17 protein-coding genes and 1 pseudogene are annotated in these 17,305 nt (G+C 70.0%); 9 read left to right on the forward strand and 9 right to left on the reverse strand.

The window, feature by feature from the left end; all coding sequences use genetic code 11:
- Positions 1 to 311: 311 nt before the first annotated feature.
- The 5 genes from EKH77_RS15945 to dnaA all read right to left on the reverse strand — a co-directional run bounded on the left by EKH77_RS15945 (position 312) and on the right by dnaA (position 6,951).
- A complete protein-coding gene (locus EKH77_RS15945; RefSeq protein ID WP_126915026.1) occupies positions 312 to 869 on the reverse strand; it encodes a DUF721 domain-containing protein in 558 nt (185 codons plus the stop codon).
- Positions 866 to 1,990 (reverse strand): DNA replication/repair protein RecF, encoded by a 1,125-nt coding sequence (gene recF, locus EKH77_RS15950; protein ID WP_126915027.1) that lies wholly within the window; start codon positions 1,988 to 1,990, stop codon positions 866 to 868. Before recF ends, EKH77_RS15945 begins: the two co-directional genes overlap by 4 nt.
- Before the next feature lie 46 nt (positions 1,991 to 2,036).
- Complete coding sequence (gene gnd / locus EKH77_RS15955) at positions 2,037 to 2,915, reverse strand: phosphogluconate dehydrogenase (NAD(+)-dependent, decarboxylating) (protein ID WP_126915028.1); 879 nt, start codon at positions 2,913 to 2,915, stop codon at positions 2,037 to 2,039.
- Positions 2,916 to 3,113: 198 nt separating this feature from the next.
- Complete coding sequence (gene dnaN / locus EKH77_RS15960) at positions 3,114 to 4,244, reverse strand: DNA polymerase III subunit beta (protein ID WP_126915029.1); 1,131 nt, start codon at positions 4,242 to 4,244, stop codon at positions 3,114 to 3,116.
- Positions 4,245 to 5,106: 862 nt separating this feature from the next.
- The gene (gene dnaA / locus EKH77_RS15970) at positions 5,107 to 6,951 is read right to left on the reverse strand and encodes a chromosomal replication initiator protein DnaA (protein WP_126915030.1); all 1,845 of its coding nucleotides are present in this window, start codon (positions 6,949 to 6,951) and stop codon (positions 5,107 to 5,109) included.
- A 420-nt stretch (positions 6,952 to 7,371) separates the two neighbouring features.
- Between dnaA and rpmH the strand changes: the two genes are divergently transcribed.
- The 9 genes and pseudogenes from rpmH (at position 7,372) to EKH77_RS16020 (ending at position 14,145) form a co-directional block, all read left to right on the forward strand.
- Complete coding sequence (rpmH, locus tag EKH77_RS15975) at positions 7,372 to 7,509, forward strand: 50S ribosomal protein L34 (protein WP_003949374.1); 138 nt, start codon at positions 7,372 to 7,374, stop codon at positions 7,507 to 7,509.
- Positions 7,510 to 7,533: 24 nt separating this feature from the next.
- A pseudogene (gene rnpA, locus EKH77_RS33360) lies at positions 7,534 to 7,961 on the forward strand (ribonuclease P protein component).
- Entirely contained in the window at positions 7,958 to 8,275 is a 318-nt protein-coding gene (yidD, locus tag EKH77_RS15990; protein WP_126915033.1) for a membrane protein insertion efficiency factor YidD, read from the forward strand. The pseudogene rnpA and the gene yidD overlap by 4 nt, the downstream one beginning before the upstream one ends.
- A gap of 3 nt (positions 8,276 to 8,278) precedes the next feature.
- A complete protein-coding gene (gene yidC / locus EKH77_RS15995; protein ID WP_126915034.1) occupies positions 8,279 to 9,373 on the forward strand; it encodes a membrane protein insertase YidC in 1,095 nt (364 codons plus the stop codon).
- A 14-nt stretch (positions 9,374 to 9,387) separates the two neighbouring features.
- A complete protein-coding gene (locus EKH77_RS16000; RefSeq protein WP_126915035.1) occupies positions 9,388 to 9,897 on the forward strand; it encodes a protein jag in 510 nt (169 codons plus the stop codon).
- Between the two features lie 130 nt (positions 9,898 to 10,027).
- Positions 10,028 to 10,741: a 16S rRNA (guanine(527)-N(7))-methyltransferase RsmG gene (rsmG, locus tag EKH77_RS16005; RefSeq protein ID WP_126915036.1), complete on the forward strand. Its 714-nt coding sequence runs from the start codon at positions 10,028 to 10,030 to the stop codon at positions 10,739 to 10,741.
- Positions 10,742 to 10,977: 236 nt separating this feature from the next.
- A complete protein-coding gene (locus EKH77_RS16010; RefSeq protein ID WP_126915037.1) occupies positions 10,978 to 12,030 on the forward strand; it encodes a ParA family protein in 1,053 nt (350 codons plus the stop codon).
- The gene (locus EKH77_RS16015) at positions 12,027 to 13,184 is read left to right on the forward strand and encodes a ParB/RepB/Spo0J family partition protein (protein ID WP_126915038.1); all 1,158 of its coding nucleotides are present in this window, start codon (positions 12,027 to 12,029) and stop codon (positions 13,182 to 13,184) included. The genes EKH77_RS16010 and EKH77_RS16015 overlap by 4 nt, the downstream gene beginning before the upstream one ends.
- Positions 13,185 to 13,527: 343 nt before the next feature.
- Positions 13,528 to 14,145 (forward strand): GNAT family N-acetyltransferase, encoded by a 618-nt coding sequence (locus EKH77_RS16020; RefSeq protein ID WP_126915039.1) that lies wholly within the window; start codon positions 13,528 to 13,530, stop codon positions 14,143 to 14,145.
- Between the two features lie 64 nt (positions 14,146 to 14,209).
- On the opposite strand, the gene trxA is transcribed toward EKH77_RS16020, so the two are convergent.
- The 4 genes from trxA to sigM form a co-directional block, all read right to left on the reverse strand.
- Complete coding sequence (gene trxA, locus EKH77_RS16025; protein WP_397613791.1) at positions 14,210 to 14,536, reverse strand: thioredoxin; 327 nt, start codon at positions 14,534 to 14,536, stop codon at positions 14,210 to 14,212.
- Positions 14,537 to 14,583: 47 nt separating this feature from the next.
- The gene (gene trxB / locus EKH77_RS16030) at positions 14,584 to 15,558 is read right to left on the reverse strand and encodes a thioredoxin-disulfide reductase (RefSeq protein WP_126915041.1); all 975 of its coding nucleotides are present in this window, start codon (positions 15,556 to 15,558) and stop codon (positions 14,584 to 14,586) included.
- A gap of 114 nt (positions 15,559 to 15,672) precedes the next feature.
- The gene (locus EKH77_RS16035) at positions 15,673 to 16,614 is read right to left on the reverse strand and encodes a hypothetical protein (RefSeq protein WP_126915042.1); all 942 of its coding nucleotides are present in this window, start codon (positions 16,612 to 16,614) and stop codon (positions 15,673 to 15,675) included.
- Complete coding sequence (sigM, locus tag EKH77_RS16040; RefSeq protein WP_126915043.1) at positions 16,611 to 17,300, reverse strand: RNA polymerase sigma factor SigM; 690 nt, start codon at positions 17,298 to 17,300, stop codon at positions 16,611 to 16,613. The genes EKH77_RS16035 and sigM overlap by 4 nt, the downstream gene beginning before the upstream one ends.
- Between the last annotated feature and the right edge of the window lie 5 nt (positions 17,301 to 17,305).

The raw sequence follows: 17,305 nt of genomic DNA on the forward strand, positions 1-17,305 counted from the left end.
CCGGCGGGATTACTACCAGTGTACCGGTGGCGCTGACATGAATGGGGGTTTGCCGGTGCCTGAGTCCTCTTGTGGCGCCCTGAACCGGCATCAGCCGACTCCCCATATGCGGCCCCGGCCTCCAAGAGGCTCACAGGGGCACTCAGCGCTTCGGCCCGGCTTCGCGCTGTCAACCGCCCGTAAACCGTGCGCCGAGTGTCCACCGGTCCCGGGCGTCACTCGGCCCCTCACCCGTCCCCGGCCCGGCTTCCACGCGGCCGTCACCGGCGCTTCCGACCTGGGAGAACCTTTGACCAACCATGACCCGGGGATCATCCGTAGGTGTCGCCGGGGCCCGTGCTCCCAGGGGCGCGCAGCGGCCCGTACCGGCGCGCGGGGCCGCCCGGCCCCAGCACCTTGATCGTCTTCACCGTGCCCTGGCCCAGGTCGTCGTTGAGCCGGGCCACCAGCGTGGGCGCGAGCATCCGCAGCTGGGTCGCCCAGGCCGTCGAGTCGCACTGCACCGTGAGCACCCGCGCGTCCTCGTCGTACTTCTGCGGCTCGCAGTGCAGCGCCAGCTGCTCCCCCACGATCTGCGGCCAGCGGCCCATCACCCCGCCGACCGCGGCGGGCGTCTCCCAGCCCCGCTCGGTGATCAGCCGGTTGATCGCGGCGCCCAGCGGCAGCGGATCGCGCCCGTCGGCGCGCGCCCCGGAGCGCAGCCCACCGCCACGTCGGGCCTGCTTCTTCTGCTGCGCCGCCGCGCCCCGCGCCCGCGCCTGCTCCTTGGCGGCCCGCAGCGCCACGCGCGCCAGATCCACACCGGAGGGCTCCGGGGTCTTCCCCCGGTCCCCCGGGCCGTGGTCCCGGTGGCCGGCCGGCGTGCTCATACGCGCTCGACCCCGCCCCGCTCGACCGCGAAGCGCGCACCGGTGAGGACGCCGGGCACATCGTCGTCCACGGCCGCCGTCACCAGCACCTGCTCGCCCGGAGCGACCAGCTCCGCCAGCCGTTCCCGCCGTCTGGCGTCCAGCTCGGCGAAGACGTCGTCGAGCACGAGCACCGGCTCGTCGCCCTCCGCGCGCAGCAGCTCGTACGAGGCCAGGCGCAGCGCCAGCGCGTACGACCAGGACTCGCCGTGGCTCGCGTACCCCTTGGCGGGCAGCTCGCCCAGGCGCAGCAGCAGCTCGTCGCGGTGCGGGCCGACGAGCGTCACGCCGCGCTCGATCTCCTGCTTGCGGGCCTCGGCGAGGGCGGCGAGCAGCGCCTCGTAGAGCTCCTCGCGGGTGTGGGCGCCCTCGATGCCGGCCGGGCCGCGGTAGTCGAAGGAGACGGGGCCGCCGCCGGGCGCCAGCTGCTCGTAGGCCTTGTCGGCCAGCGGGCGCAGGGTGGCTATCAGGTCGAGCCGCCGGGCGAGCAGCTCCGCGCCGGCCCGGGCCAGGTGCTGGTCCCAGATGTCGAGGGTGGAGAGGTCCAGCTGGCGGCCGCCGTGCCGACGGGCCATCGCGGCGGACTTCAGGAGGGTGTTGCGCTGCTTGAGGACGCGCTCGTAGTCGGAGCGCACGCCCGCCATGCGGGGGGAGCGCGCGGTGATCAGCTCGTCGAGGAAGCGGCGGCGCTCGCCGGGGTCGCCCTTGACCAGCGCCAGGTCCTCGGGGGCGAACAGCACGGTGCGCACGATGCCGAGCACGTCGCGCGGTCTGACCTGGGAGGAACGATTGATCCGGGCCCGGTTGGCCTTGCCCGGGTTGAGCTCCAGCTCGATGAGCTGCCGGCGCTCGTCCTGGACGACGGCGGCGCGGATGATCGCCCGGTCGGCGCCCATCCGCACCAGCGGCGCGTCCGAGGAGACCCGGTGGCTGCCGAGGGTGGCCAGATAGCCGACGGCCTCGACGAGATTGGTCTTGCCCTGGCCGTTGGGGCCCACGAAGGCCGTGACGCCCGGTTCGAGCGGGACCTCGGCCCCGGCGTACGAGCGGAAGTCGGCCAGCGACAGATGCGATACGTGCATGGTTGCGTGCCGACCTCCTCCGGCTGCTGGGTGTTGCTTCTCGGGTCTACTTCTTGGTCTCGACCGCGTGGCCACCGAACTGGTTGCGCAGCGCGGCGATCATCTTCATCTGCGGGGAGTCCTCCTGGCGCGAGGCGAAGCGCGCGAAGAGGGAGGCCGTGATCGCGGGGAGCGGCACGGCGTTGTCGATGGCGGCCTCGACCGTCCAGCGGCCCTCGCCGGAGTCGGCCGCGTAGCCGCGCAGCTTCTCGAGGTGCTCGTCCTCCTCGAGGGCGTTGACGGCCAGGTCCAGCAGCCAGGAACGGATGACCGTGCCCTCCTGCCAGCTGCGGAAGACCTCGCGCACGTCGGTGACGGAGTCGACCTTCTCCAGGAGCTCCCAGCCCTCGGCGTAGGCCTGCATCATCGCGTACTCGATGCCGTTGTGGACCATCTTGGCGAAGTGGCCGGCGCCGACCTTGCCCGCGTGGACCGAACCGAAGTCACCCTCGGGCTTGAGCGCGTCGAAGACCGGCTGGACCTTCGCGACGTCCTCGGCGGAGCCGCCGTACATCAGCGCGTAGCCGTTCTCCAGGCCCCAGACACCGCCGGAGACACCGCAGTCGACGAAGCCGATGCCCTTGGCCGCCAGCTCCTCGGCGTGCTTCTCGTCGTCGGTCCAGCGGGAGTTGCCGCCGTCGACGACGATGTCGCCGGGGGAGAGCAGCTCGGCGAGCTCGTCGATCGTGGACTGGGTCGCGGCACCGGCCGGGACCATGACCCACACGACGCGCGGGCCCTGGAGGTAATCCACAAGCTCCTTCAGGCTGTGGACATCCGCCAGGTCCGGGTTGCGGTCATATCCGATGACGGTGTGGCCTGCGCGGCGGATGCGCTCGCGCATGTTGCCGCCCATCTTGCCGAGACCGACGAGACCGAGCTCCATGGGTGATCCTCTTTGCCGTAGTCGTGCGGGTCGTACCAGGGGTACGTGCTTCGAGCCTACGCCTGGGAATGGACGCACACCTGTGGGGACGTGGCGCTCAAACGGGTCCGCGTACGCCCCGTAAGGGGCGCGGGGAACTGCGCGCCAAGCCACGACGGCCCGCAGCCGAAAAACCCGGCCGCGAGCCGTCGCCGACCGTCAGCCGGAAAGACGAACCGGCATGATCAGGTACTTGTAGGCCTCGTCCGCCTCCGCGTCCATCGCCGGCTTGCCGCTGAGCAGCGCCGGCTTGGTGGACGTGGTGAAGGACAGCTGGGCGACCGGCGAGTCGATCGCGGAGAGACCCTCCAGCAGGAAGCCGGGGTTGAAGGCGATCGAGATGTCGTCGCCGTCCAGCTGGGCGTCGACCCTTTCCACAGCCTGTGCGTCGTCGCTGGAACCGGCCTCCAGGATGAGCACGCCCTGCTCGAAGCTGAGCCGCACCGGGGTATTCCGCTCGGCGACCAGAGCCACACGCTTGACGGCCTCGACGAACGGCGCGGTCTCGATCACGGCGACGGAGTTGAACTCGGTCGGGAAGAGCGTGCGGTACTTCGGCAGGTCGCCCTCGAGCAGCCGCGTGGTCGTACGGCGGCCGGCGCCCTCGAAGCCGATGAGGCCCTCACCGGCGCCGGAGCCGCTGAGCGCGATCGAGACCGTGTCGCCGCCGCTGAGGGACTTGGCGGTGTCCAGCAGGGTCTTGGCGGGCACCAGGGCGACCGCGGAGATGTCCGGGGTCTCCGGCTTCCACATGAACTCGCGGACCGCGAAGCGGTAGCGGTCGGTGGAGGCCAGGGTGACCGTGTCGCCCTCGATCTCGATGCGCACACCGGTGAGCACCGGCAGCGTGTCGTCGCGACCGGCGGCGATGGCGACCTGGGCGGCGGCCGAGGCGAAGACCTCCGCCGGGACGGTGCCCGTGGCCGTCGGCATCTGCGGGAGTGCCGGGTATTCCTCCACAGGCAGGGTGTGGAGTGTGAATCGCGAGGAGCCGCAGACCACGGTCACACGCACACCGTCGGTGGAGATTTCCACAGGCCTGTTGGGAAGTGCGCGGCAGATGTCGGCGAGCAGCCGGCCGGAGACGAGGACGGTGCCGTCCTCCTCCACATCCACCTCGACCGAGACGCGGGCCGAGACCTCGTAGTCGAAGCCGGAGAGGCTCAGCGAACCGTCCTCGGCCTTCAGCAGCAGGCCCGCGAGGACCGGCACCGGCGGACGGGCCGGGAGGCTGCGGGCCGCCCAGGCCACTGCCTCCGCGAGTACATCGCGCTCCACCCGGATCTTCACCGGAACCGCCTCCTGCTTGTTGCTGGCTCGCCCTGCTGGCTTCTTCCTCGGCGACTGGCGCCGGAGAACAGTCTGACGTACGCCGCTGACAGTCGGCGCTGCTGCCGGTCAAATCGAGATCCGGGGCGTGGCGCGGCGCGAGGCCGAGTCATCCACAGCACCCACTTCGAAACGAGTTCCCCGCTAGATCTCTGTGGTCGTAGTAGTAGGGGCTGTGGAAACCGTGGAAAACTTCCTTTGCCCAGGTCAGGACCGATTTTTTGTCCACCGGGCCTGTGGGTGGCGGGGGTGGAAAACCGGGGTGGTCTGTGGAACGCGAAAAGTTCTGCACACCCGGTGCACAGACGGGGGGCACTTCTCCCCAGGGCTGTCCCCAGCTTTACCCCGGTTGCCCACAGCCCAACCCGGCACCTGGGTGTGATGGCTTTCACTCGGTGCGGTGAGACCGGGCGTTTCGTTGCCGAACAGTGGACAGCGGTGTGGAAAGGCTGTGTATAACACCGGTTCGCCTGTGGGTTGCCGGTGGACAACTTCGAGGGCGGCTGTGGACGCTCCGGCTGTCCACAGGCTGTGGAACGGGGTTTGCCACAAATCCACACCCGGCTGACCTCGCCTGATGGCATATCAACAGCCTGGTCTGTGGACACCGTATGGATAACTTCGCGGTCCCCAGGGTGTGGATCGTGGACAGAGCCCGAATCTGTGGAGAACCGGCAGGTCAGAGGCAGGATTCGAACATGCTGGGGACGGTGGACGCCAGCCGTCCCCGCCCGGGAACGCCGAAGGGCGCCCCGGGAAGGGTCCCGAAGCGCCCCAGGACGGCCCTCGCGAGCCGTCGCGTCGTTCTGCTCAGCGGTCGTGCTCAGCCGTTCTTGATGCGGTTCGTCAGCTCGGTCACCTGGTTGTAGATCGAGCGCCGCTCGGCCATCAGCGCGCGGATCTTGCGGTCCGCGTGCATGACGGTCGTGTGGTCACGACCGCCGAACTGCGCGCCGATCTTCGGCAGCGAGAGGTCCGTGAGCTCCCGGCAGAGGTACATGGCGATCTGCCGGGCCGTCACCAGCACCCGGCTGCGCGAGGCCCCGCACAGGTCCTCCACGGTGTGCCCGAAGTAGTCGGCGGTCGCCGCCATGATGGCCGGCGCGGTGATCTCCGGAGAGGCGTCCTCGCCCCCCGGGATCAGGTCCTTGAGGACGATCTCGGTCAGGCCCAGGTCCACCGGCTGCCGGTTCAGGCTCGCGAAGGCCGTCACCCGGATCAGCGCGCCCTCGAGCTCACGGATGTTCCGCGAGATCCGGGACGCGATGAACTCCAGCACCTCCGGCGGGGCGTTCAGCTGCTCCTGGACCGCCTTCTTCCGGAGGATCGCGATGCGCGTCTCCAGCTCCGGCGGCTGCACGTCCGTGATCAGGCCCCACTCGAAGCGGTTCCGCAGCCGGTCCTCCAGGGTCACCAGCTGCTTGGGCGGCCGGTCCGAGGACAGCACGATCTGCTTGTTCGCGTTGTGGAGCGTGTTGAACGTGTGGAAGAACTCCTCCTGCGTCGACTCCTTGCTCGCGAGGAACTGGATGTCGTCGACCAGCAGGATGTCCATGTCGCGATAGCGCTTGCGGAACGCGTCCGCCTTGCCGTCGCGGATGGAGTTGATGAACTCGTTGGTGAACTCCTCGGAGCTCACGTAGCGCACCCGCGTGCCCGGGTAGAGGCTGCGCGCGTAGTGCCCGATGGCGTGCAGCAGGTGGGTCTTGCCGAGCCCGGACTCCCCGTAGATGAACAGGGGGTTGTACGCCTTGGCCGGCGCCTCGGCGACCGCCACCGCGGCCGCGTGGGCGAAGCGGTTGGACGCGCCGATGACGAACGTGTCGAAGAGGTACTTCGGGTTCAGCCGCGCCGTCGGCTCGGCCGCTCCCGTGCCCGCGGAGGACGAGGAGGACGAGGAGGACCCCGAACCGGAACCGGAGGGCGCCGGGCCGGCCGACGGCGACGGCCGGCCGGCGGGCCGGCCGACGGCGCCCGTGTCGGGCAGCTCACGGCGCTGCGGCTCGTACGGCGCGCGCTCGGGCCGCTCCGGGGAGCGGTACTCGGGCTGCTGCTCGTACTGCGAGGCGTAGGGGTCCCGGTCACTCTCGGTGTACGAACCGAGCCGGGGCTGCTGCCAGCCGTAGTCGCCGCGGTCGCCCCGGTCGCCGCCGTGGGGCCCGGACGGCGCCGAGTGGCGCGGCCAGGCGCCCGGGGGCTCGCTGCGGGGCTGCTGGTAGTCCGGGTAGGCGGGGCGCACCGTCGGCAGGTCGTCGCCCGGACGGGCGCCGTAGCCGCCGTGGCCCTCATAGCCCTCGAACGTGTCACGGCCCTGGCCCGGGCCGTGCGGCCGGGGGCGCTCGGGCTGCTGATGGCGCTCGGGCTGCTGGGGGGCCTGGGCCGGGGGCTCGCCGGCGGAGTCGTCGACGGTGATCGCGATCCGGATGGGGCGGCCGCACTCACGGCTCAGGGTCTCGCTGACGATCGGGGCGAGCCGGCCCTCGAGGACGCCCTTGGCGAACTCGTTGGGCACCGCCAGCAGGGCGGTGTCGGCCACCAGCGCCAGCGGCTGGCAGCGCTTGATCCAGTGCTCGTCCTTGCTCTCCACGCCCTGACCACGCCCCTCACCGAGGAGCTGTTCGAGCACGCGCGGCCACACTGCGGCAAGATCGGCGGGCAGGTCAGCCACAGGGCACGCTCTCTCAGTCACGGGGGGTGCCCCGGAGTCCCACGAATGTGTGGTTCTCGGGACGGGCGGGAAGGATTCGGAGTTCAGCCACGGTAGTCAGGGCGAGGCACGTGGTTCAAGTCGTTGTCCACAGGGTGTGTACAAATGTGCCATGAGGTGTCGCCTGTCGTCTTCCCGCCTTCGGGGAGGCTACGGTGGTACCCGGGTACGCTGCCGGTTTGACCGGATGGCGTAACCACGCGTACCGTGACCAGGTCGAGTTGTCGATGGCTGCTGCCGCCTGCCTCCGATGGGCAAAGATCACGGACTCCGGGTCCGTGATTATGAAGCGGTGCACTTGGGCGTATTGCGAGTCTCCTCGTGGGCGCACGGTGACAGCCAGGCGATGTCCCGCCATCAATTCATTTCTGGAGTCCCCGAGTGAGCAAGCGCACCTTCCAGCCGAACAACCGCCGTCGCGCGAAGACCCACGGCTTCCGCCTGCGCATGCGCACCCGTGCCGGCCGCGCGATCCTCGCGTCCCGCCGTGGCAAGGGTCGCGCTCGCCTGTCGGCCTGACCAGCCTGACGTCGAGGTCCTGACGTGCTGCCTTCCGAGTCTCGGCTGAGGCGGCGCGAGGATTTCGCGGCCGCGGTTCGCCGAGGACGCAGGGCTGGCCGCCCGCTCCTCGTCGTCCACCTACGCAGCGGTAACACGGACCCGCACGTGCCCGGGGGATAGCCCCCTCGGCACGTGCGGGTTTCGTCGTGAGCAAGGCCGTGGGCGGGGCCGTCGTCCGTAATCTGGTCAAGCGACGATTGCGCCACCTGGTGCGGGACCGGCTGGATCGGCTCCCCGCCGGTAGCCTGGTGGTGGTGCGAGCCCTGCCCGGCGCGGGCGAGGCGGGCCACGATCAATTGGCCCGTGATCTCGACGCCGCGCTGGAGCGGCTCCTGGGAGGGGCGCCGCGAAGCAATCCCCCGGGGGGTGACCCCCGGAGTCCCGGTCACCCGGGAGGGAGCGCACAGTGAAGTACCCGCTGCTCTGGTTGATCAAGATCTACCAGTGGACCATCAGCCCCCTGCTGGGCCCGGTCTGCAAGTACTACCCGTCTTGCTCGCACTACGGCTACACCGCGATCGACAGGCACGGTGCGGTCAAAGGAACAGTGCTGACGGCCTGGCGCATCCTGCGCTGCAACCCGTGGTCGCTCGGTGGCGTCGACCACGTCCCTCCCCGGAAGCGTCCGGTCTGGCACCAGCGGCTGAGGAGCCGACTGGGCGGGCACCCCACCACGGGGCCCACCGCACAGCCCGAGACCCAGTCCAACGCCCAAGGAGCCTGATTCGTGGACACGATCCTCGGTCCCCTCTATTACGTTGTCTCCTGGATCATCGTCCAGTTCCACGCGTTCTACAGCTTGATCTTCAACAAGGACAGCGGCTGGGCGTGGGGTCTGTCGATCGTCTCGCTGGTGGTGCTGATCCGCATCTGCCTGATCCCGCTCTTCGTGAAGCAGATCAAGGCCACGCGGAACATGCAGGCGCTCCAGCCGAAGATGAAGGCGATCCAGGAGCGCTACAAGAGCGACAAGCAGCGCCAGTCCGAAGAGATGATGAAGCTCTACAAGGAGACGGGCACCAACCCGCTCTCGAGCTGTCTCCCGATCCTGGCCCAGTCGCCCTTCTTCATCTCGCTGTACCAGGTCCTGAACCACATCGCGCAGGGCAAGGTCGTCGGCGTCATCGACAAGCCGCTCCTGGAGAGCGCCCGGCAGGCGCACATCTTCGGTGCCCCGCTGTCGGTGAAGTTCATGGACTCCGCGTCCAAGGTCGAGTCCCTGGGTGCCAGCCTGACCGACGTCCGGGTCGTCACGGTCATCATGATCGTCCTGATGTCGCTGTCGCAGTTCTACACGCAGCGCCAGCTGATGACGAAGAACGTCGACCTCACGGTGAAGACGCCGTTCATGCAGCAGCAGAAGATGCTGATGTACGTCTTCCCGATCATGTTCGCCGTCTTCGGCATCAACTTCCCGGTCGGTGTCCTCGTCTACTGGCTGACCACCAACGTGTGGACCCTGGGTCAGCAGATGTTCGTCATCCGGCGCAACCCCACCCCCGGCAGCCTCGCCTTCCAGCAGCGCCAGGAGCGCCTGCGGGCCAAGGGCAAGCTGAAGGAGGACCCGGCGCAGGCCGAGGCGCGTGAGGCGGCCGAGTCCGCCCGTGCCGCCCGCCAGCAGCCGAAGCGCCAGCCGAAGTCCAAGCGCCAGACCGGTGGCCCGGGCCACTCCGTCGCCTCCTCCGGCAAGACGACGCTGGAGAAGCAGGACCAGGAGTCCGGCGAGGCCAAGGCCAAGCCGGCCGGCGGTGCCGCCCGCGGCGCCAAGTCCGGACAGCGCAAGGGCGGCCCACAGCGCCCCAAGCACCCGACCAAGAAGTGACGAAGGAGTCCCCCGTGACGGACACGGAGCGCCAGACCGCCGAGGGCACCGACACCCTGTCCCGCCTCGAGCAGGAGGGCGAGATCGCGGCCGACTACCTCGAGGGTCTGCTCGACATCGCCGACCTGGACGGCGACATCGACATGGACGTCGAGGCCGACCGCGCCTCGGTTTCGATCATCAGCGACTCCACCAGCCGTGACCTCCAGAAGCTGGTCGGCCGGGACGGCGAGGTCCTGGAGGCCCTCCAGGAGCTCACCCGCCTCGCGGTCAACCGGGAGACCGGTGACCGCAGCCGGCTGATGCTCGACATCGCCGGCTTCCGGGCCCGCAAGCGCGAGGAGCTGGCCGGGCTGGGCGCCCAGGCCGCCCAGGAGGCCAGGAGCACCGGTCAGCCGGTCAAGCTGGACCCGATGACCCCCTTCGAGCGCAAGGTCGTCCACGACGCCGTCGCCGCCGCCGGCCTCCGCAGCGAGTCCGAGGGCGAGGAGCCCCAGCGTCGCGTGGTCGTTCTGCCCGCCTGACCTGTCCCACGTCCAGGTGTGTACGGCCCCGTCTGCTCGCAGACGGGGCCGATCCTTGTCAGCCTGATATTCAGACTCCGAATATTCACCATCAACGTTCGTCGACGTTTGTACGGAAGGACGGTTCCCCGTGGAAGAGGCAGCGGAGCTCCCCCCGGCGCCCGCGGCGGCGCGGGCTGTTTTCGGTGACCGCTTTCCGGAGGCCGTCCGCTACGCGGAGCTGCTCGCGGACGCGGGCGTCAAGCGCGGGCTGATCGGTCCCCGTGAGGTCCCGCGGCTGTGGGAGCGCCATCTGCTGAACTGTGCGGTGCTGGCCGAGGCCGTGCCGGACGGCGTCTCCGTGTGCGATGTGGGCTCGGGCGCCGGTCTGCCCGGCATCCCCCTGGCCCTGGTCCGGCCGGACCTCCAGATCACCCTGCTGGAGCCGCTGCTGCGCCGCACCACGTTCCTCCAGGAGGTCGTGGAGCTGCTGGGCCTGGACCATGTCACGGTGGTCCGCGGACGCGCCGAGGAGATGCTCGGGAAGATCGACCCCGTGCATGTCGTCACCGCGCGGGCCGTGGCCCCGCTGGACCGGCTCGCGGGCTGGGGCGTGCCGCTGCTGCGTCCCTACGGCGAGATGCTGGCGCTCAAGGGCGACACAGCGGAGGAGGAACTCAAGGCCGCCCGTGCCGCGCTGGGCAAGCTGGGCGTCGTCAGGACCTCGGTGCTCCACGTCGGCGAGGGAGTGGTCGACCCGCTGTCGACGCTGGTGCGGGTCGAGGTCGGGGAGAGCCCCGGTGGGGTGCGCTTCGCCGCCAAGCGGGCGAAGGCGGCCCGGGCCACCCGGGCGCGCCGTCGCTGATGCTCCATACAAGCTGGCAAAACTACCCGTAGCGGAGTGTCGCGGCGCGGCGACGGTGAGTGCCATGCATCGTGTTTCACGTGAAACATCGCTCCCTGCTGCATGGAATCATCGGCCGCGCCCGTGCGGCCTCCGCGCCGCGTGACCGCCGAGCGGTCAAGGACATGGCTTCGTCCACAGGTCCATGGGATTCATCCACAGGAGAACGGGCCTCGCTGGTTCACGACACCGAAAGCATGGCAGGCTCTGACCATCGCGAGCCCGATGTCGAGGAGAGTGAATCCTTGCGGTCCGACGCCAATATCGCGGGGCCGATGACCGACCCGGTCCCCGGCCCCCGCCCCTCCGACTCCGAATCGATGGCCGCTCCCGGCCCCCTGCCCATGGGTGAGCTTGTTTCACGGGAAACGCCGCCGCCTCCCATGCCGAGGCCGGAGCGGACCCGAGTGATGGTGGTGGCCAACCAGAAGGGCGGGGTCGGCAAGACCACGACCACCGTGAACCTGGCGGCCTCGCTGGCGCTCCACGGCAACCGGGTGCTGGTCATCGACCTCGACCCGCAGGGGAACGCCTCGACCGCGCTGGGCATCGACCACCATGCCGAGGTCCCGTCGATCTATGACGTCCTCGTGGACAACAAGCAGCTCTCCGAGGTGGTCCAGCCGGTCGTGGATGTGGAGGGCCTCTTCTGCGCCCCCGCCACGATCGATCTGGCCGGTGCCGAGATCGAGCTGGTCTCCCTGGTGGCCCGGGAGAGCCGGTTGGACCGGGCGATCAAGGCCTATGAGCAGCCGCTGGACTACATCCTCATCGACTGCCCGCCGTCGCTCGGTCTGCTGACGGTCAACGCCCTGGTCGCGGGCGCGGAGGTGCTGATCCCCATCCAGTGCGAGTACTACGCGCTGGAGGGCCTGGGGCAGCTGCTGCGCAATGTGGAGCTGGTCCGGGGCCATCTGAACCCCAAGCTCCATGTGTCGACGATCCTGCTGACGATGTACGACGGCCGGACCCGGCTCGCCTCCCAGGTGGCGGAGGAAGTGCGCAGCCACTTCGGGCATGAGGTGCTGCGGACCAGCATCCCCCGCTCGGTGCGTATCTCCGAGGCGCCCAGCTATGGGCAGACGGTCCTCACCTACGACCCGGGCTCCAGTGGCGCGCTGTCGTATCTGGAGGCGGCCCGGGAGATCGCGCTACGGGGGATCGGGGTGCGGTACGACGGCAGCCGGGCTCATATCGTGGGCCGTCAGCAACAGCAAGATCAGCACAGCATGTCGGAGGGGCTTCAGTGAGTGAGCGACGTAGAGGACTGGGCCGGGGGCTCGGTGCGCTGATCCCGCCGGCGCCGAAGGCGGCGGACCAGAGCGGACCGGCGGTCGGACCCGGCGCGACGTCCCCGACCGCGGTGCCGGTGCTGACGGCCGAGCGGGGGGTCGCCGCGGCGAAGGTCGCCGCCCTTCCCCTGGAGGAGATCGGCACGCCCCGGGACTCCCGGCGCGACTTCGGCTCGGTGGACTCCGTTTCACGTGAAACCGAGTCCGTCCCCGTGGCCGGTCCGGGTGCCGAGGGCGAAGACGGCCAGGTGGCCGGCGCCCACTTCGCCGAGCTTCCGCTGGACGCCATCACGCCCAATCCCCGGCAGCCCAGGGAGGTGTTCGACGAGGACGCCCTCGCCGAGCTGGTGACCTCCATCCGTGAGGTCGGGCTGCTCCAGCCCGTCGTGGTGCGGCAGCTGGGCCCGGAGCGCTTCGAGCTCATCATGGGTGAGCGCCGCTGGCGGGCGTGCCGGGAGGCCGGGCTGGAGCGGATCCCCGCCATCGTCCGGGCCACCGATGACGAGAAGCTGCTGCTGGACGCGCTCCTGGAGAACCTCCACCGGGCTCAGCTGAACCCGCTGGAGGAGGCGGCGGCCTACGACCAGCTGCTCAAGGACTTCAGCTGTACCCATGACGAGCTGGCGGACCGCATCGGGCGCTCGCGCCCCCAGGTCTCCAATACCCTGCGGCTGCTGAAGCTGTCGCCGACCGTGCAGAAGCGGGTCGCCGCCGGTGTGCTCTCCGCCGGTCATGCCCGGGCCCTGCTCTCCGTGGACGACGCGGAGGAGCAGGAGAAGCTCGCCTATCGCATCGTGGCCGAGGGGCTGTCGGTGCGTTCGGTCGAGGAGATCGTGACGCTGATGAAGTCGCGGTCGAAGAAGCCGGCGAAGGGCAAGGGCCCCCGGGCCGGTGCCCGTGTCGCCCCGGCGCTGACCGATCTGGCCTCGCGGCTGTCGGACCGCTTCGAGACGAGGGTGAAGGTCGACCTCGGCCAGAAGAAGGGCAAGATCGTCGTCGAGTTCGCCTCGATGGAGGACCTTGAGCGGATCCTCGGCACGCTCGCTCCCGGCGAGGGCCGGGTGCTGGAGCAGCCGCTCGCCACCGACGAGGAGCGGAACGCCGACGCGTAGCCTCCTGGACGACGTCGGGCCCGTCGGATTTCTCCGGCGCTCACCTTCAGGGCGGGTCGTGTTTCACGTGGAACTCATTTGCGTGGAACACGACCCGCCCTTTGCCCTGTCAAGCTATCGGGGCAATCGACCTGTGGATACGATGCGTTGAGGTGTGGCACATCCACGTTGGACGCGGTTCACGGAGGGGCGGGGCCATGCGAACGGTGAGCCGGACGGGACTGGTGGCAGCGGGCTTGGGCCTGGGGGCGGTCGGCGGTTTCGTCGGTGGTCTGCTTCGGGAGCGGAGCGTCCTGGCCACCGCCCGGAGCGTGGCACGCGACGGAAGTGAGGAACTGACCGCATGGGGCGTCGGCTCGTACCGCTCACGCTGGACAACCTCCCGGACCTGCCCAAGCGCTGCCGCGCCTGTGTCTTCTGGGAGCTGGACCCCGTCAGTGGTGAAGCCGCGCTGAGGGCCGGGCGCCCCGAGCTGGAGAAGGAGGCCTGGATCTCCGCCGTGCTGCTGGAGTGGGGATCCTGTGGCCGGGTGGTCTATGTCGACGAGATCCCGGTGGGCTTTGTGCTCTACGCTCCGCCCGCCTATGTCCCCCGCTCGACCGCTTTCCCCACCAGCCCGGTCGCCGCGGATGCCGTCCAGCTGATGACGGCATGGCTGATGCCCGCCTACCAGGGGCAGGGGCTGGGCCGGGTCATGGTGCAGACCGTCGCCAAGGACGTCCTGCGGAGGGGATTCAAGGCGATCGAGGCCTTCGGTGACGCCCGGTGGAAGGAGCCGGCGTGTGTGCTGCCCGCCGACCATCTGCTGGCCGTCGGCTTCAAGACCGTACGCCCCCACCCCCGCTACCCCCGGCTGCGGCTGGAGCTGCGTTCGGCGCTCTCCTGGAAGGAGGACGTCGAGCTGGCCCTGGACCGGCTCCTCGGAGCCGTCCAGAAGGAGCCCGCGCTACGGCCGCTGTGAACGAGGAAGCGGCGCGCGGTTTCACGTTTCACGTGAAACCGCGCGCCGCTTCTTTCGGCTTCGCTTACGCGTGGATGAAGTCCGTGAGCTCGCGCTCGAGAGCGGCCTTCGGCTTGGCGCCGACGATGGTCTGGACGACCTCACCACCCTTGTAGACGTTGAGCGTCGGGATGGACATCACGCCGTACTTGGCGGCCGTGGTCGGGTTCTCGTCGATGTTCAGCTTGACGATCTCGATCTTCTCGCCGTACTCGGCGGCGAGCGCCTCCAGGGACGGGGCGATCTGGCGGCACGGGCCGCACCACTCGGCCCAGAAGTCCACCAGGACGGGCTTGTCGCTCTTGATGACGTCCTCGTCGAAGGACGCGTCGGTGACGGCCTTGAGAGCCATTGAGATGTCTCCTTGAGTCTTCTGTGCGTGGGGGAAGGAGGTGAAGGTCAGACGGCGGCGGACTGCTCGGGCTCGCGGACGTTCTCGCCGTCGCCGAGCGCGGCCAGGTAGCGCTCGGCGTCGAGGGCGGCGGAGCAGCCCGTGCCGGCGGCGGTGATCGCCTGGCGGTAGGTGTGGTCGACGACGTCGCCGGCGCCGAAGACGCCGGTGGCGCTGGTGCGGGTGGAGGGGGCGGCGACCTTGAGGTAGCCCTCGTCGTCCAGCTCCAGCTGGCCCTTGAACAGCTCGGTGCGCGGGTCGTGACCGATGGCGATGAACAGGCCGGTCACCGGCAGCTCGGAGGTCTCACCGGTCTGGACGTTGCGGAGCGTGAGGCCGGAGAGCTTGTTGTCGCCGTGGATCTCGGCGACCTCGCTGTCCCAGACGAAGGAGATCTTCGGGTCGGCGAAGGCCCGCTCCTGCATCGCCTTGCTGGCGCGCAAGGCGTTACGGCGGTGGACGACGGTGACGGACTTGGCGAAGCGCGAGAGGAAGGTGGCCTCCTCCATCGCGGTGTCGCCGCCGCCGATCACGGCGATGTCCTGGTCCTTGAAGAAGAAGCCGTCACAGGTGGCGCACCAGGAGACACCGCGGCCGGAGAGCTCGTCCTCGCGCGGCAGGCCGAGCTTGCGGTGCTGGGAGCCGGTGGTGACGATCACGGCCTTGGCGCGGTGGACGGTACCGGCGGAGTCCGTGACGGTCTTGATCTCGTCGCTGAGGTCGACGGCCACGACGTCGTCCGGGATGAGCTCGGCGCCGAAGCGCTCGGCCTGGGCCCGCATGTTGTCCATCAGATCGGGGCCCATGATCCCCTCGCGGAAGCCGGGGAAGTTCTCCACGTCGGTGGTGTTCATCAGCGCACCACCGGCGGTCACCGCGCCCTCGAAGACCAGCGGCTTCAGGGAGGCACGGGCGGTGTAGAGCGCGGCCGTATAGCCCGCGGGCCCGGAGCCAATGATGATCACGTTGCGGACGTCGCTCACGGGTGTCTTCCTTGTCTGCCGACAGCTGTCTGGAACCTTGCTGGGTCTCACCCCACCCAACGGATCCTACGGGGCGAGCATTCCCGGCAGGTACGACAGCGCGGGCGCGGCGGCTCAGCCACGCGGCAGGGTCTGGTCGATCAGCACCTTCCCGGGGGCGGGGGACGTGGCCGAGCCACAGGTGGCGGAGACCAGGTACGCGTCGACGAGGGCGGCGTCGCCGGGATGCGGCAGGACGATCAGATAGGCGTCCTCGCCGCCGAAGGTCTCCTGGTGGGTGGCCAGCGCCTGCTCCGGGCGCTTGATGCCCTCCCGTACACAGGCGGGGGCGGTGACGCCCGAGTCGCTCAGCGTCTTCTCGGGAGCGGTCCGCGGGGTCATGCCTTGGACCTCGGGACCCTTCGCGGACTTCAGCAGGGCCTGGACCCGGGCCGTGAGATCTCCGGTCGCCCGGCCCGAGGGAGAGATCCCCTCCGTGCGAGGTCCGTCGGCGTGGGTGTCGCCGCTTCCACCGGACTGGAGGAGGAAGCTGCCCACCCCGATGACGGCGGCGGCACAGGCGGTGCCGAGCAGTGCCCGGGGCCAGCGCCGGACGCGCCGGATGCCCGGGCCCGACGCGGGATCGCGCCGCTTGGGACCCGTCGTGGCATGGGGGCTGCCCGCAGGACGGTCGGCGGCGCCGGTTTCACGTGAAACAGCGGCGTCGGCGAGTGCCGGGGATGCCATGGCCGGCTTCGCGGTCCCCGTTTCACGTGAAACACCGCTCTCCGGGGAGACGTCGGCAGTCGTCTCGGGGGCGGTGGCGCTCAGCAGGGCCTCGGCCGCGAGCGCGGCGTCGATGCGCTCGGCGACATCCACCGGCATGCGCGTGGGGCCGGGCAGAGTACCGAGCAGTCCACGGATCTCGTCCAGGGAGCTCCGTACGTCCTCGCACAGCGCGCAGTCCGCGAGATGCTCCCGGATGTCCGTCGTCCGCGCGGGAGAGAGCACACCCTCGGTGAGTGCGGAGATCTCCGCGACCTCCGGGTGCCCATCCGTGCCGGTCCTCGAAGTCACGCTCGCCCACCTCCGCCCTTCACTGGATCTGTGTCGCTCTGCCCCGCCGGTGGTGGGACGGACGTGCCCTGCGACCGGTTCCTTTCCCGGTCGGAGGCGGGGCTACCCCTGCCATCCGGGCGCAGATGGGTGAGCATCGGCAGCAGCCGTGCCCGTCCCCGGGCGCATCTGCTCTTCACCGTGCCGGCGGGAACGTCCAGGACCCTGGCCGCCTCGGCGACCGGATAGCCCTGCATATCGACGAGGACCAGGGCGGCCCGCTGCTCCGGAGGCAGTTTGGCCAGGGCCCGGATCAGCTCCCGGTGGAGATCCCCGCGCTCGGCCGGCGCGGCGGCGGACTCATGGGGTTCGAGGAGCTGCTCGAGGCGCTCGGTCTCCGCGAGCGGGTCGGTGCGCCGGGAGGCGGCCTTGCGGGCCCGGTCCAGACAGGCGTTCACGGTGATGCGGTGCAGCCAAGTGGTGACGGCCGACTGGCCGCGGAAGGTGTGGGCCGCCCGGTAGGCGGAGACCAGCGCGTCCTGCACGGCGTCCGCGGCCTCTTCCCTGTCGCCGAGTGTCCGGAGCGCCACCGCCCAGAGCCGGTCGCGGTGTCGCCGCACTATCTCCCCGAAGGCGTCGGGGTCGCCGTCGATGTGCAGGGCGAGCAGCTCGGCGTCGCTCGCGCCGCCACGTGTGACGTCGTCCACCGTCG

The organism is Streptomyces luteoverticillatus, assembly GCF_003970715.1.
In the GTDB taxonomy this organism is placed as follows: domain Bacteria; phylum Actinomycetota; class Actinomycetes; order Streptomycetales; family Streptomycetaceae; genus Streptomyces; species Streptomyces abikoensis.